This window comes from Hwanghaeella sp. (assembly GCF_965227365.1).
Lineage (GTDB): Bacteria > Pseudomonadota > Alphaproteobacteria > UBA8366 > Aestuariispiraceae > Hwanghaeella.
Genome location: NZ_OZ245754.1, coordinates 1607507 through 1622785 on the forward strand (window position 1 = coordinate 1607507; position 15279 = coordinate 1622785).

General features: G+C 62.1%; 14 protein-coding genes. 6 read left to right on the top strand and 8 right to left on the bottom strand.

The genetic code is table 11. From position 1 onward, the window contains the following. Positions 1-6: 6 nt before the first annotated feature. Complete coding sequence (locus tag ACQK2G_RS07125; RefSeq protein ID WP_425404334.1) at positions 7-2445, bottom strand: CHASE2 domain-containing protein; 2439 nt, start codon at positions 2443-2445, stop codon at positions 7-9. A 32-nt stretch (positions 2446-2477) separates the two neighbouring features. Further along, the gene (locus tag ACQK2G_RS07130; protein WP_425404335.1) at positions 2478-3923 is read right to left on the bottom strand and encodes a FecR family protein; all 1446 of its coding nucleotides are present in this window, start codon (positions 3921-3923) and stop codon (positions 2478-2480) included. 353 nt (positions 3924-4276) lie between these two features. Between ACQK2G_RS07130 and ACQK2G_RS07135 the strand changes: the two genes are divergently transcribed. Continuing rightward, positions 4277-5968: a ShlB/FhaC/HecB family hemolysin secretion/activation protein gene (locus tag ACQK2G_RS07135; RefSeq protein ID WP_425404336.1), complete on the top strand. Its 1692-nt coding sequence runs from the start codon at positions 4277-4279 to the stop codon at positions 5966-5968. Positions 5969-5989: 21 nt separating this feature from the next. Here ACQK2G_RS07135 and ACQK2G_RS07140 read toward each other — a convergent pair whose 3' ends face one another. Then, complete coding sequence (locus ACQK2G_RS07140) at positions 5990-6595, bottom strand: cysteine hydrolase family protein (protein ID WP_425404337.1); 606 nt, start codon at positions 6593-6595, stop codon at positions 5990-5992. Positions 6596-6694: 99 nt separating this feature from the next. Here ACQK2G_RS07140 and ACQK2G_RS07145 point away from each other — a divergent pair, with 99 nt between their 5' ends. Continuing rightward, positions 6695-7552: a LysR family transcriptional regulator gene (locus ACQK2G_RS07145; protein WP_425404338.1), complete on the top strand. Its 858-nt coding sequence runs from the start codon at positions 6695-6697 to the stop codon at positions 7550-7552. Between the two features lie 39 nt (positions 7553-7591). On the opposite strand, the gene ACQK2G_RS07150 is transcribed toward ACQK2G_RS07145, so the two are convergent. After that, on the bottom strand, positions 7592-8233 hold the full coding sequence (locus tag ACQK2G_RS07150; RefSeq protein WP_425404339.1) for a glutathione S-transferase N-terminal domain-containing protein: 642 nt from the start codon (positions 8231-8233) through the stop codon (positions 7592-7594). A 70-nt stretch (positions 8234-8303) separates the two neighbouring features. Continuing rightward, complete coding sequence (locus ACQK2G_RS07155; protein ID WP_425404340.1) at positions 8304-9455, bottom strand: trans-sulfuration enzyme family protein; 1152 nt, start codon at positions 9453-9455, stop codon at positions 8304-8306. A gap of 194 nt (positions 9456-9649) precedes the next feature. Between ACQK2G_RS07155 and ACQK2G_RS07160 the strand changes: the two genes are divergently transcribed. Genes ACQK2G_RS07160 through ACQK2G_RS07170 form a run of 3 tightly spaced genes read left to right on the top strand, consistent with a single transcriptional unit; the run spans position 9650 to position 11681 of the window. After that, positions 9650-9940, top strand: a complete 291-nt coding sequence (locus ACQK2G_RS07160; RefSeq protein WP_425404341.1) for a DUF1330 domain-containing protein — start codon at positions 9650-9652, stop codon at positions 9938-9940. Next, a complete protein-coding gene (locus ACQK2G_RS07165) occupies positions 9937-10653 on the top strand; it encodes an SDR family NAD(P)-dependent oxidoreductase (protein ID WP_425404342.1) in 717 nt (238 codons plus the stop codon). Before ACQK2G_RS07160 ends, ACQK2G_RS07165 begins: the two co-directional genes overlap by 4 nt. Before the next feature lie 38 nt (positions 10654-10691). Further along, positions 10692-11681 carry an agmatine deiminase family protein gene (locus ACQK2G_RS07170; RefSeq protein WP_425407623.1) on the top strand — a complete coding sequence of 330 codons (990 nt, stop codon included), beginning with the start codon at positions 10692-10694 and terminating at the stop codon, positions 11679-11681. A gap of 19 nt (positions 11682-11700) precedes the next feature. On the opposite strand, the gene ACQK2G_RS07175 is transcribed toward ACQK2G_RS07170, so the two are convergent. From ACQK2G_RS07175 to ACQK2G_RS07185, 3 genes are all read right to left on the bottom strand, one after another. Next, entirely contained in the window at positions 11701-12192 is a 492-nt protein-coding gene (locus ACQK2G_RS07175) for a PAS domain-containing protein (RefSeq protein WP_425404343.1), read from the bottom strand. Positions 12193-12267: 75 nt separating this feature from the next. Next, positions 12268-12897, bottom strand: coding sequence for a TetR/AcrR family transcriptional regulator (locus ACQK2G_RS07180; RefSeq protein ID WP_425404344.1), 630 nt, complete (start codon positions 12895-12897; stop codon positions 12268-12270). A gap of 9 nt (positions 12898-12906) precedes the next feature. Continuing rightward, positions 12907-13809, bottom strand: a complete 903-nt coding sequence (locus tag ACQK2G_RS07185; protein ID WP_425404345.1) for a crotonase/enoyl-CoA hydratase family protein — start codon at positions 13807-13809, stop codon at positions 12907-12909. A 270-nt stretch (positions 13810-14079) separates the two neighbouring features. Between ACQK2G_RS07185 and ACQK2G_RS07190 the strand changes: the two genes are divergently transcribed. Further along, positions 14080-15273 (top strand): DUF3095 domain-containing protein, encoded by a 1194-nt coding sequence (locus tag ACQK2G_RS07190; protein ID WP_425404346.1) that lies wholly within the window; start codon positions 14080-14082, stop codon positions 15271-15273. The last annotated feature ends 6 nt before the right edge of the window (positions 15274-15279 follow it).

Genomic DNA, 15279 nt, shown 5'->3' on the forward strand with positions numbered 1-15279 from the left:
GCGCGTTTAGTGAATCGTTTCCCGGCGGCGGCGCATGTCGGCCGGCGCGGTATCGTGTTTCTCGGTCTCGATTTCGACCAGGACGTCCTCTTCCTGTTCTTCCGCCGTCTCGGGCGCCCAAATCACGGGCGTGGAGTGGGGCCCGTCGATCTTTGCCATTCGGTCTCGGCCGATCACCCGGTCAACGCCGAAGACCAGGCGAACCTCCGTCCATTCCCCGAATTCGCTGGTCACGACAAGTTCCGCGGAATGGGCATCCGCATAGGCGGAAACGAGCGACAGGCCCAGGCCGGTCCCTTCGCGGGTGCGCGACAATGTCGAATCCACCTGATAGAAGGGTTCGGTCAATTTCGAGATGACGTCCGGTTTCATGCCGATGCCGGTGTCGCGGACGACGATGGCGACGGCCCCGTCATCCTCGTCGGCGACGGTGATGAGCACGCTGTCGCCGGGCTCGGAATACTTCACTGAATTGGACAACAGATTGACGACCATCTGTTTCAGCAGGCGTTCGTCAGCGAACAGGTTCGGACATTCCTCAGGCAGGTCCATCGTAATGTCGCGGTCAGCCGATTCAGGCCAACCGCGGCAAAGCGTGAAACACGCGTCCAGCACCTGTCGCAGGTCGACCAGATCGTCCCGCAGTTCGAAACTGCCGGACTCGATCTTCGATACATCGAGGATGTTGTTGATCACCGACAGCAGGTGCTTGCCGCTGTCGCGGATGTTTTCAAGGTATTCCTTGTATTTCGGTTCGATCGGCCCGAGCAGCTCGCCGTGGACGACTTCGGAGAAACCGATGATCGCGTTCAGCGGCGTGCGCAGCTCGTGGCTCATATTCGCAAGGAACTCGGTCTTGGCGCGGCTTGCGGCAACGGCGGCTTCCAGCGCCTCGCGTTCCTTTTCCGCCAGTTCGCTGCGCGCGGTGACGTCGCGGAATGTGTAACTGAAAATATTGCGGGTGTTGGTCCGGCGCTCCCAGCGGCTGTCGGTGGGCTGAATGACGAACCGTCCGACGATCACCTCCAGTACCAACGGGATGCCGGATGCGGTGGTTATGGAGACCTCACGCGGTCCGACGAAACGCGATTCCTGGCCCTGCCTTTCCCGTTGGGTCAGTTCCGTTTCCATCGCTTCGACTTCGGGCAGGAACGCCGCCATGGGTTTGCCCGTCATGGCTTGGGCGCCGGTTCCCAGCAAACGCGAGGCTTCCTTATTGACGCGTTCGATGCGGCCGATCGAATCGGTCACGACGATGCCGTCGAAACTGTCCTCCAGGACGCGGTCGATCACCCCGCCGCGATGCATCAGCATCATCGCGTGGCGGAAGAGATCCGCGGCCTTTTGTTCCAAAGAGGCCAACAATCCCCACAGGAAGCAAAGAAACAGAACAAGGTCAATGGAAACTGTCGGCAGCAGCAAGGGGTAGAATGCCTGTAGTCCATAGGCCAATGCTTCCGTCGCGGAAATAGAAACGACCAGCGCTAAACCGGCCCATTGCCAGTTCCATTTTGCCAGTCTCTTGCCGAATATCATCGCGACGATCAGGACAAATGCCAGGATCGCTTCCGGCCGCAATTCCTGCAGGGCGCGGTTCTGGATCAGCGATTCATAGGCGACGGCCTGAATGACCGGGCCGGGCAGGGACCTGAAAACCGGAACCGCATGCTGGTCCCCCAATTCGGTCGCCGTCCCGCCGATGATGACCTTCTTTCCCTTGAATTCGTTCAGGGGGATGCGTCCGCGCAATAGATCGGCAACGGAGTAGCGCGGCAGGGTGTTGTGATTGATGCCGTAATCGATTGCGAATTCCGAAACGCCCAAGGTTTTTGGGCCTGCCAGCAGGGTCACGAAGGCCGGAATCGTTTTTCCGTCCCATTCATGGGTCGTCATCAGGTTCCGGACCAACCCGTCGCTTTCGGGGAAGATCGTGACACTGCCAAGCTGCACGGCGGCTTTGAAATCGAGGTGCGGGGACGTGTCATGTATGTCCGAGGATGCGGCGCCCGGCCGGGCCTGCTGCCGGAAAACCGGCAGAATCACCAACTGTCCCAGTTCCTGTAATGTCTTGGCCAGAACGTCGTCGGTGGACCGGTTGGATCGCGACGAGAAATCGATATCGACGGCGATTTCTGTCGCCCCGGCTTGGGCCAGCCTTTTCAGGACATTGGCGTAGATATCACGCGGCCAGGGCCAGACGCCGATTTCCTCGATGGATAGCGGATCGATTTCCACCATCACCAGACTGCCGGTTACCGGCCGCGTAATCGTCTCCATGCGCAGATCGAAAAGCATCCTGTCGAACGGGCGAAGGGTGCTCGACAGGAACAAGGCCCCGACAATAAGGGCCAGCAGAACATGCGGGTATTCGGCAAGCAAACGTCCCAGACGCGAGACTATCGTCGTCCGGGACGTTGTTTGAGTAGGACGGCCGATCTCCCCCATCGTCCGCCCGCCGTCAGTTTCGACGGGAAGGGTTAGCCATTCCCATTCCCATTACCATTGCCGTTGCCGCCGCCATTACCGTTGCCGCCGCCGTTGCCGTTGTTGCCCAGGCCGCCGACACCGCCGCCGACACCGCCGCCGACACCGCCGCCAACACCGTTACCTACGCCGCCGCCGACACCGTTACCTACGCCGCCGCCGACACCGCCGCCAACACCGTTACCTACGCCGCCGCCGACACCGTTACCTACGCCGCCGCCGACACCGCCGCCAACACCGTTACCTACGCCGCCGCCGACACCGTTACCTACGCCGCCGCCGACACCGCCGCCAACACCGTTACCTACGCCGCCGCCGACACCATTGCCGTTGCCGTTGTTCGCGCCGCCACCGACACCGTTTCCAACGCCATTGCCAAGGCTGGACACCGTGGATCCGGCCCCGTTGCCGTTACCATTCCCACCGGCATTACCGTTGCCGTTGCCATTGCCGCCTGCGTTGCTCGAGCTGTTGGCACTTGAATTGCCATTGCCATTGCCACCGGCATTGCTGTTGGACGAACGGTTGGCTTGGCCCGCGGTGCTGCCGGGAAGCGAACTGGTCACAACGGCGACATCGATGGTGACGACGCCCAAAGTCTGGCCGATGCTTTTGCCGTTACCATTTCCATTTCCGCCGGCGTTGCCATTGCTGCCCGCGTTGCCATTGCCATTGCCGCCTGCGTTGCCGTTGCTGGCTTCCGTGGCTGTCTCGGATTTCTTTGCGCTTTTCTCTGCCCCTTGGCCATTGCCGTTCCCACCGGCATTGTCGTTTTCGGTTCCCAGTGCAGCCGTATCCGTGCTCTCGGCCTTTTTCTCCTGGCCGGGGGCGGCAGCTTTCTTACCTTTCAGGTCAAGTCCGGCGGCCGCCGAATTGCGGGTCGCGGTCTGACCGGGGCGGACGAAGACCGCCTGGCCCGTGACTGCGTCCGCGACCTGTACCAGGCCTTCCATGACATGCACGGCGGCACCGGTCCGGTCGACATTGACCGTGAAGCTGGTTCCTTTGACCACGGCGGCGAGATAGGGCGTCACCACTTCAAAATGTTCGGTTTTCTTCTTTTCCACGTTCAGGAAAAGCGTCCCGACTTTTTGAAGGATGCGCGTCGCCAGGCCGCCCGTGTTTTCCACGGGAATGGACATTTCCGTCCCCGGGGCGACAACAATGGTCGAGCCTTCGCGGGTCAGGATGGCGCGGCCGGTCTCTCCGGTCACGACGCGGTCGCCTTCCGACAAGGCGTCACCGGGGCTCAACGCGACCGATTGAATGCCTTCCTTGATGATCTTGGCGTCCCCCTCGATCGCGGTCACGGTCCATTCGGACCCGGCTTGCGCGGCCGTGGTCACGAACAATGCGACAAGAAGGATGGAAACGAACCGGATGACGTCCGCACTCGCCGAAAAGAGGCGGTGCGGCATGGAAAAGTTACCTGAATTCATTTTACGGCTTCCTCAAAAGAAACTGACGATCTTCGCCCCATTCCATTTTACTGGAAACCTGCCCGGCTCTTTGAATAGTTTATCAGCAAAACCTGATCCAGCAGTTCATGTTCCAATTTACCTAAAATTTGCTGGAAAATTGCCGCAAAGGCCGGGATGTTTCCGCGAAAATTTTTGAACCGGGCCGACCTCCCCAAATATCAATTACCGGAATGAACGATTGCATAGGGAAATTAATATATCGTAAATCACTGTTGCATCATGATTTGACGATCACTTGCCGTGGTTTAGTTGGGGGATTGGGATTACAATCGCGGCGGGCCCGGGATTTAAACGGTTGGAGGGGAACTCCCTTGCGAGAGTTCAAAAATAAGGCGGTCTGCCTGGCAGGCGCCGCCATGTTGTTGGTTGTTTCAAACGCAGGGTCGGTTTTTGCGCAGCGTGCGGATTCTTTCGACCCTGTGCAGATCAAACGGCAGATCGAGGAAGCGAAACCCGCGCGTCCCGAACGGGAACAGGAAATCGAAACCGAAACCGAGGCGGCTGCCGAACCCGAAGAGGAAGCGCCGGATGACGGTGTATCCTTCATTCTGGGCGGCGTGGTCGTTGAAGGAAGCTCGGTCTTCGAACCCTCCCGTTTCTCCGAGTTCTATACCGATCTTATCGCTCGCCAGGTGACCTCGGCCGATATCGACCGTGTGGCAAAGGCGATTACCGACCTTTACAAGCAGGAAGGCTATGTCTTCAGCCGGGCAGAGGTGAGACCGCAGGAGGTTGCCTCCGGCGTGCTGATCATCGACGTTGTCGAAGGCTATATCGCTGAGGTGGATATCCAGGGTGAGGGGCTCGATCCGGCGCATTTTCAGACCTATTTCGGCGATTTGCTGGCCGAACGGCCGACGCGTTTGTCGACGATGGAACGCGCGCTGTACCTGACCGGGGACCTGCCGGGCTATTGGGTGGCGAAATCGAACGTGGTGGAAGGGGAGGTGCCCGGCGCCTATGTGCTGCAGGTCACGCTCGGCTATGACGCCTATGATTTCTACACCTATCTGGACAATCGCGGTACGCCGGAAAGCGGCCGGCTGGAAAGCTGGACCTCGGTCGGCGCCAATGATGTTCTGGGCCTGAACGAACGCCTTCAACTTGGTTTCTTCACCAACCCGCTGGAACCGGCCGAAGTGCTGTATGGCGAATTCGCCTGGACCCAGCCGATCGGAACGGCCGGTACCTCGATGACGGCGACTCTGTCGGCGACGGAAACCGACGCTGGCGGCGGCGACCGGGAACTGGACCTGGAATCGAAAAGTCGCAGCGCGACGCTGGATGTCTTCCATCCCCTGCTGCGCGGATCCAAGCACAGCATCTGGGTGACGGGCAGTTTCGATGTCCTCCACCTGCGTGAGAATCAGCGCGGCAATGACAATTTCGAGGACAGGACCCGCGTGCTACGGGCCGGGCTGCGGTATCTCGGCATCAACCGCTGGAGCGGGGATCATTTCCTGCAGTTGGAGGCGAGCCGCGGGCTGGAAATCCTGAACTCCTCCAAGACCAATGACGGCACGCTGTCGCGCAACGACGCGGAGACGGATTTTACCAAGATCGAGTTCTTCGGCCGCCGCGTACAGCGATTGGGGCAGATGTTCAGTTTCGAACTGGCGGGCAAGGCGCAATGGTCGGACGCGCCGTTGCTGACCTCCGAGGAATTCTCCCTCGGCGGCGGTGCTTTCGGGCGGGCCTACGACTTCGGCGAACTTGAGGGCGAGGGCGGCGTCGCCGGTCTGGCCGAAGCGCGGGTGGATCTGGGCCAATATGTCGACTTCATGAACCAGATCCAGTTCTACGGCTTCTACGATGTCGGCACCGTGTTCCGCGACAATTTCCAAAGCGATTGGGAATCGCTGGCCTCGGCCGGCGGCGGCGTGCGGCTCAGCGCCTATGGTCTCAACACGGACCTTCAGATCGCCAAGCCGATGACCCGCCGTCCCACCGGGCAGAATGACGAGAACCCGCGCTACATGTTCTCCCTCAGCCTCGGCCTGTAACGGGAAGCATCCTCCCCGGCGTCAGTCGGGGATATCGGCGGTCGACTTCGCGATGATCGCAAAGCGGTCGGACAATTCCGTCATCGCGACCTCATGGACCGTTTCTGCCGCTATCGTGCCGTCGCCGGTCGCGCTGGGCAGCGGCCGTGTGGCGACCGCGGAGGCAACGACGGTCGCGCCGTAGCCGTGATCCAGGGCGGAACGGGCCGTGGCGCTGACGCACATATGGCTCATGAAGCCCGTGATGATCAGCGTCTTGCGGCCGATCCCCTTCAGGACCTCGTCCAGATCCGTTCCGGCAAAGGAATTCGGCAGTTTCTTCTCGATCTGCGCCTCGCCGTCCTCGGGTTCGGCCTGTTGCATGTATTTGAAGCCGTTGCCGTCCTTGCCGAAGGGGCTGCCGTCGGGACCGACATGGCGGACATGGACGATGGGCGTGCCGGCCGCGCGGGCGCGCGTCAAAAGCCCGGCGATTTCCTCCGCGGCGGGACCGACCCCGGTCAGCACCAGGGGACCGTCGGAATAGACGCGCTGGGCGTCGATCACGACCATCGTGGCCGCGCTCAAAGCGGCGGGGGTCGGGTCGGCGCCCGCCATCTGCAGCAGGGTCTTGGGCCGGTCGGTCATGTTTTCCTCCTGAACTCGGGTTTCTTGGTGCGGAGTTTAGTTCTGCATTAATGCCGAAACCATCTGGATAAATTCGCCAGCCCGCCGCAAAAATGCAGAATGATAAATTGGAACGATTTGCGGGTCGTCCTGGCCATCGTGCGGGAGGGGACCTTGAGCGCGGCGGGCCGTAGCCTGGGCGTCGACCAGACCACCGTCACCCGCCGTCTGGCGGCGCTGGAGGAAGGGCTCGACGCCCGGCTTTTCGACCGCCGCGAGGGGCGCCTCATCCCGACCGCGGCGGGGGAGGAAGTGATCTCCCGCGCCGAACGGGCCGAGGTCGAACTGGCGGCGCTGGAACGCGACGTCGCCGGTCGCGACACCAAGCCCGGCGGTCTGGTGCGCCTGACCAGCGTGCCGACCCTGTCGAACCGGCTGCTCGCCCCGCGGGCCGGGGCCTTGTTCGCGCGTTATCCCGATATCGAACTGGATCTGATTGCCGAGCCCGCGACCCTTAGCGTGACCCGGCGCGAGGCGGATATCGCCCTGCGCCTGGCCCGGCCGACGGAGGACGGCATGATCGCCCGCCGGCTGGGCGCCATCCTCTATGCGCCCTATGCCCTCGCCGCGGTCGCGGGGCGGGCGGATCTTCCCTGGATCACCTATGAGGAAAGCTTCGCCGCCATCCCGCAGGCGAAATGGATCGCGCGGGAGGGCAAGGCGCCGCTCAGCCCCCTGCGGGTGAATGACGGCGAACCGATCCTGCAGGCCGCCTTGTCGGGGCTGGGACGAACCTTGCTGCCCGTCTTCGTGGGGGAGAATGAGACGAGACTGACCCGGCTGGACGATGCGGTCACCAGCCGCGAGGTCTGGCTCGTCGTGCATCCGCATGTCCGGCGCAGCGCCCGGATCGACGCGGTGGTGGGGTGGATCGACGGCATTTTCGCGGCGCTGAAAAAGCAGGGGGCGGTCGAATGACCGCCCCCGCCAAATCCGATATGTCCTGAATGCCGCCGATTACGCGGGCATCGGAATGTCGGCGACGAATTTCGGCTGGTCGTAGCCGCGCTTGGTCGCGGGACGGTTCGCGATGTCGATATACCAGCGCTTCACGTTCGGAAACTCGTTCAGGTCGATCTGCTGCCATTCGAAGCGGGAGATCCAGGGCCAGGTCGCCATGTCGGCGATGGTGTAGTCGGCGCCGGCCATATAGGCGCCGGTCTCGGCCAGGCGCTTGTCCAGCACGCCGTAGAGCCGCTTGGCTTCCTTGGCATAGCGTTCTTCCGCATAGGGCGCCTTGCCCTGATTGAAATGCAGGAAGTGGTGGGCCTGACCCAGCATCGGACCGGCGCCGCCCATCTGCCACATCAGCCATTCGACGCAGCGGAAATAGCCCTCTTCGTCCTGCGGGATGAACTTACCCGTCTTCTTCGCCAGATACAGCAGGATGGCGCCGGATTCCATCAGCGCCATGCCGTTGTCGTTGTCGACGATGGCCGGGATCTTGTTGTTCGGGCTGATCTTCAGAAAGTCCGGGGCAAATTGCTCGTCCTGGCCGATATTGATCGAATGGCAGGTGTATTCCAGGCCCATTTCCTCCAGCGCGATGGAAACCTTGCGGCCGTTCGGCGTGGTCCAGGTGTATAGATCGATAGACATCCGTTATTCCCCCTTGTTCCGCGTGTATGGGTTCTGCATGTATGCGTCGTCGTTATGGCAAACTAGGTCATCAGCCCGCTGCGTCCAGCGCCTGTTTCAGGTCGGCGATCAGATCCTCCGCGCTTTCGATTCCGACGGACAGGCGCAGCAGGTCGTCGGCGACCGGGCTGTCCGGCGGTTCGACCGAGCGGCGATGCTCGATCAGCGTCTCCACCCCGCCCAGCGAGGTCGCCCGCTTGATCAGTTGAACCCGTTTGGCGACGCCGAGCGCGCCCGCCGCGCCGCCCGCGGTATGGAAGCTCAGCAGCCCGCCGAAGCCGCCCTGCATCTGCCGCTCGGCTAGCGCGTGGCGCGGATGGCTTTTCAGGCCCGGATAGTTCACCCGCGTCACCGCCGGATGTGCCTCCAGGAATTCAGCGATCTTCAGCGCGTTCGCCGATTGCCGTTCCACCCGCACGAACAGCGTGCGCATGCCGCGGACCAGCAGGAACAGATCGAACCCGCCCGGCTGCGGACCGGTCAGGTAGCGGTGCTTGCGGATCCGTTCCCAGAAATCCGTTTTTGCGCGCACCGCCAGCGCGCCGGCCAGGACGTCGGAATGTCCGTTCAGATACTTGGTCGCCGAATGCACGACGATATCGGCGCCGAATTCGATCGGCCGGCAATGCACCGGCGTCGCCGTCGTGGAATCGACGCAAAGCACGCCGCCCGCCTTGTGGGTCGCCTCGGCGACAGCGGCGATATCGGTCAGGTGCAGGTCCGGGTTGGACGGGTTTTCGATCCAGGTGAGCGCGGTCGGCGCCGCGGCGATCGCCGCCAGCAGGGCCGCCTCGTCGCCCGACGGCACGAAGACCGATGTCAGGCCATGGGCCTCCCCGAATTCGGCGAGCCAGGTGGGAACCCCGAAATAGATACCGCTTTGCACCACCACCCGGTCGCCTGGTTTCAGCGCATGGAAGGGCGCCATGCAGGCGGCCAGACCGGAGGAAAAGACCATCGCGTCCTCCGCCCCCTCCAGCGCGGCGATCATGGCTTCGGCCTGATCCAGCGCCGGCGAGGCGTCGCGGATATAGGTCCGCGCGTCGGGCAGGTCGTAGTTTTCGTCACGCGCGAAGGTGGTGGAAACATGGACCGGGCGAATCACCGCGCCGGTTGCCTCGTCCTCCCAGCCCAGGCCCTGGGCGGCCAGGGTCGACGGATCAAGCGGCGCGTTTTTCTTCATGGTCTCTGCCCTTTCTCGAAGCGGCCCGGATCGTACCCGCTTCGCCCAACCGGTCAATCGCGGCGGCCTGTCCGCAGGGGAAGAGCACTCTTTCGCGACGGTTCGTGAATTCGGCGGCCTGGCCGGTTTCGCCGGTTAAGGATTGCCTCTAGTCTTTGCCGAACGAACGGCTAACCATGAAAAGGGAGGGGGCGATGGCGGCACTGTTGATCGTCGATGTCACGGAAATACGGGATCCGGAGAAGTATGAGGTTTACAAAACCATGACGCCGGGCGCGATCGCCGCCTTCGGCGGTCGGTTTGTGGTCCGCGGCAATCCCTGCGAGCAGCTCGAAGGCGATTACCTGCCGAGCCGCCATGTCATCGTCGAGTTCGAGAGCATGGAAAAGCTGAAGGAGTTCTATCACTCCGACACCTATGCCCCGGCGCTGGCGATCCGCAAGGCGATCGCCACCAGCAACGCCTATGCGGTGGAAACCCTATGAGCGCGCCGCAATACGACTATTCGGGCAGGACCGCCGTCGTCACCGGCGGTTCCAGCGGCATCGGCCGGGCGATTGCGGAACGGCTGCGGGATGCGGGCGCCACGGTTCATGTCTGGGACATGGCCGCACCGGAATTTGACGGCGTTTCGTTCACCAAGGTGGATGTCAGCGACCCCGCCCTGGTCAAGGCGGCCACGGACGGATTGGATCATGTCGATCTGGTGGTAAACAACGCCGGTTTCACGGGACCGGCAGTCTCCGTCCTGGAATACGATCCGGCCCTGTGGCGTAAGATCGTCGATGTGAACCTGGTCGGGGTCTACGAGGTATGCCGCAATCTGGTGCCGATCATGCTGAAAACGGGCACGGGCCGCATCGTCAACATGGCCTCGCTTGCCGGCAAGGAGGGAACGCCGAACGCGTCCGCCTATAGTGCGGCCAAGGCAGGCGTGATCGCGTTCACCAAGTCTCTCGGCAAGGAATTGGCGCAGACGGATATCCGGGTGAACAGTCTGGCCCCGGCGGCAATCGAATCTCCGATCCTGGCCCAGATGTCGGCGGAACATGTGCAGATCATGATCGACAAGAGCCCGCTGAAACGGCTCGGCACGGTGGACGAGGCGGCCGAGATGGTGCTGTGGATGCTGTCCGATGCCTGCACCTTCTCGACCGGCGCGGTGTTCGATCTGTCAGGCGGGCGCGCCACATATTAGGAGGCCCCTCAATGCCCCCGATGCCTTCATTGCCCTCAATGCCGGCGGAATGGGAACGCCACGAATGCTGTTGGATGGCCTGGCCGGACAACGCGATGTGGGAGGATATCCTGCCCGATGTGGAGGCCGAATACGCCGCCGTCGCCCGGGCGATCCGCCGGTTCGAACCGGTCCGCGTCGTCGCCAATCCACAGTCTGCGGGACGGGCGCGCAACCTGCTGGGCAAGGATATAGACGTCGTCGAGCTGCCGCTGGACGATGCCTGGTTCCGCGATGCCGGGCCCAGTTTCGTGCGCCGGCCGGAGGGCGATGTCGCCGGTGTGTGCTGGCGCTTCAACGGCTGGGGCGGCGCGAACGCGGAATTCGACAAGGATGCCGCGCTCGGCCGCGCCTTGCTTGATCATATCGGGCTGCCCGCCGCGACCTCGGCCTTGGCCATGGAAGGCGGGGCCTTGGCGGTCGACGGGGCCGGCACGATGCTGACGACGGAAACGGTCGTCTTCAACAAGAACCGCAATCCGGGCATTACCCGGGCCCATGCGGAAGCCGAATTCGCCAGGACGCTGGGTATTCGCAAGGTGATCTGGCTGCCGGGCAACACGGCGGAATTCGGCACCGACGGTCATGTCGACGGTATCGCCTGTTTCGTGCGGCCGGGCGTCGTACTTTTCGAGGAAAGCGCTGTCGCTTCCGGGCCCGGATACGAAACGACGGAAGCCAATCGCCGGGCGCTGGAAGGTCAGACCGATGCGGAGGGCAGGCCGATCGAGTTGATCTACATCCGCGAGGCGCCGCCGCTGAAACGGCAAGGCCAGGGGGATTGGGGCTATTGCCGCTCCTACGTCAATTTCTACATCGCGAATGGCGGTGTGGTGATGCCATGTTTCGGCATCCCCGAGGATGAGGCGGCGTTGGAGGCGGTCTCGGCCGCCTTCCCGGACCGGGAGGTCGTGCAGGTCGACGTTTCGACCGTGTCGCAGGGCGGCGGTGGCATTCACTGCATTACCCAACAGCAGCCCGCGGTCTGACGCCCGGTGCTGGATGACCCTAGATAATCAGGGGTTCCGCTAGTTCTTCGTGATCCAAAGTATCGGAATAATGCAGGATATTGATGAATTTGTCCGGCCGGTGACCGTCCGCCGCAACCGGCAGGACCAGCTTGGACAGAACCTGCGGATACCCCATCAGGGTCGGCACCGTTCGCTGTAGATAGACCGGCTGCTTCTCCGCCAGGGCTTCGAAATAGGGTTCGAAGACTCCGGGATACTTGTCCGGGGGAAACACCTCGTCCAGATAGCGGCCGGTATTATTGGCCCGTTCGATATGCGTCACCTGGGTCCCGGCGAGACGGATCTTGAAACGGATCGCATCGCCGTAGTCGATGTCATAGATGCTGACCCAGCCGAGCCAGGGCTTGAAATCCGCCATCTCGAAATCGGCACGCGACGGCAGCAGGCCCGGTCCGGGGCGCCGTACTTCCCATAAGTCCACAATATTGGCGAATAGCTTGCGGACGTCTTGTCGTGTGGTCGCGTTCATCGGCAGGAGAGGTAAGCACTGCGCGCCTGTCGCGCAATCCTTGATTGACGGGAGGCCCGTTTGCCGGAACGCGCCTCAGCCGTCGGCGAATTCGCGGTCCAGAAAGGCTTGCATCAGGTGGGGGCTCGACTGACCGATCAGCTTGATCCGCCCGGTCCGTTCCAGGATGAGCGACCCGATGGCCTGCGCGATCCCTCTGCCGGCCGTCGATGCCGGGTCGGTTATGCCGGCGTTGCGGCACTCTTCCGTCAACATGGCGAACAGATCCGCCAGTTTTGCGTTCAAGGCGCGGTCCAATTCCTTGTTCAACCCCTTCGGGCCAAGCCCCTGGAACAGATACAAGCCCAGGGCCAACTCGTCGTGCCTGTCCCTGTAATAGTCGTGAAAGGCACTCAGCCCCGCCCGCGCCCTGGCCCGCGGCGCGCCGGCATTCTCCACGCATGTCCGAATGTGATCCTGCAGGGCGTCCAGGGATTCGGCGAGGACGGCGCCATAGATCTCTTCCTTGCCGTGAAAGTAGGGGTAGATCGCGCCCGTGGTGCAGCCGGCTTCCGCCGCGACGGTTCGCATCGATGTCTTGTCCAGGCCTTCCCGCGTAAAGACCCGTTTGGCCGCCTCTATGATTGCCGAGCGCCGTTCCTCGCGCAAAGCATCCGACCGTTCTTGGGGCTGATCCTTCGGCTGCTGTGCTCTTTGTCTCGGCATTCTACGCCTCTATTTAGGGGCATTGATCGGCCGGTCCGCGGTCCAGTCGTAAGTGCCTTGATCGCGTTCCCGGACCGCATGCTTCCAGGTCATTTCCTCGGCCCGCCTTTTGAAATTGATGCCTTCCGGCGAATGGCGGGTTATTCCGTCCAGGATTGTAGCGAGTCGTTGCGTATTGGTCAGCCCCATAGCCTCGATCGCCTGATTGATGACCATTTTCTGCATCATCAGCTGATTGACCGGGACCGAACACATTCGTTCCGCGAGGTCCTCGACTTCCTTGTCCAGCTCCTCGACGGGCACCGATTTGTGCACGAGGCCGATGCGCGCCGCTTCCTTTCCGTCGATCTTGTCGCCGGTGAAAAGCAGGCGCTTCGCCTGTTCCGGGCCCAGCCGGTACACCCACATCGCGGTTGTCGGGCATCCCCAGACGCGCACCGGCATGTAGCCGATCTGAGCATCATCGGCCATGACGATCAGGTCCGAGCACAGCGCGATATCCGAACCGCCCGCGACGGCAAAACCGTGGATCTTGCATACGACGGGCCGGTAACTGCGCCACAGGGACATGAACAATTCGGTGTTACGCATCATGAAGGCGTAATCCTTCATGGGATCCCAGGGCATTTCCTGGGTCACGTCATTGCCGCCCGGTTCCTGCGCATAGGCGGTCAGGTCGTAGCCGGCCGAGAAGGCGCGCCCGGCGCCGCTGAGGACGATGACATGAATGCCGGGGTCGTCGTTTGCCCGCGCCACGCAATCGGCGAGTTCCTGCGGCATGTCGCCGTCGATGGCATTCAGTACGTCTGGCCGATTCAACGTTATTCGCGCGATGCGCCCGTCTTTCTCGTATAGGACCGCGGACATCTTCATTCCTTTCTCGGTCCGGCGGGGAAACCGGACGATGGACATTCTGCGCGCCGCTGGGGACGGGACGCAAGTTAACCGGAGAGCTGTGAAAATAACACCGTTATGATGTGGTGCAATGGGTTTCTGTATCTCCACAAAATTGGTTTTGAGTGCCTTTTTGCGGAAGGCTGTTCGACGATCCTGTTTGTTGATCCATCTCCGATTCTTGGCCGTAGGCTGCGCAGTAGACCGTTACGAACGACGATATGGTATGGTCCGCATTGTCGTTGAATCGGATCCTGCCCGGGGATCATGGAAAGGATGGCGGAAACCGTGACGACCAGATCACTTGAATTCTACGAGGCACTGGCCAGTTTCGATGACTTTTCCTCGGTTCACGATTTGCGCCTCTTCACACCCGCGCCGGATGATTGGGCGGTTGTCATCGCCGATATCCGCGGGTCGACCAAGGCGATCGAAGAAGGCCGGTACAAGGATGTGAACATGATCGGCGCGGCGTGCATCACCGCCGTGCTGAATGTGATGGGGGAAATCGATATTCCCTATGTCTTCGGCGGTGACGGGGCGACACTGCTGGTGCCGGTGGAGAGGATCCCGGCGGTGCGCACGGCCCTGTTGAAGACGAAGAATCTGGCCCAGGCTAGTTTCGGCCTGGACCTTCGGGTCGGCGCGGTTCCCCTGTCGTCGATCCGTGCGCACGATGCGACCGTGCTGGTCGCGAAGTTCCGCCTCAGTCCGGGCAATCACATGGCGATGTTCAACGGCGGCGGATGTGCGGTGGCCGACCGGTTGATCAAGCAGGATGACGGCGGGCAGGGTTTTCTGTTTCCGGGCGCCGGGGATGATGACGAGCCCGATCTGGACGGCTTGTCCTGCCGTTGGGAACCGTTGAAATCACGTCATGGTGTGATGCTGTCCATGCTGGTGCATCCCCTGGCGGCGGACCGCGATGCCGCCGCCGCGGTCATCCGGCGTGTGCTCGATGATCTGAGCACGACGCTTGGGTACGAGATCGAACGCAACCGACCGGTCGCGGCCGAGAATATGAAATTCAAATGGCCGCCGCGCGGTTTGGTGTCGGAAGCGCGGGCGACGCACGGGCAGGGACCCGGGTTCAAACGCCGGTTGTTGAAGATTTTGGTTCAGAGTTTCATCCAATACTTACTGGAGAAATTCGACAGGTCGGCCGGCGGTTATGACGCGCCGGTCTATCGGGAGGAATTGCGCAGCAATTCCGACTACCGCCGCTTTGACGATACCTTGCGTCTGGTCCTGGATTGTCCGACGGCGGATGCCGACAAGATCGAAGACGTGCTGCGCCGGTTGCGGGCGGAAGGGCTCGTCGCCTATGGCACGCATCGCACGGACAGCGCCTTGATGACCTGCTTGCTGTTCAGTCTGACGGACAGCGAACACGTGCATTTCATCGATGGTTCGGATGGCGGCTTCGCCGTGGCGGCGATTGGCCTGAAGGCGCAGTTGCGGGAAGCCGCCGGAACAGCCTAAACGGGC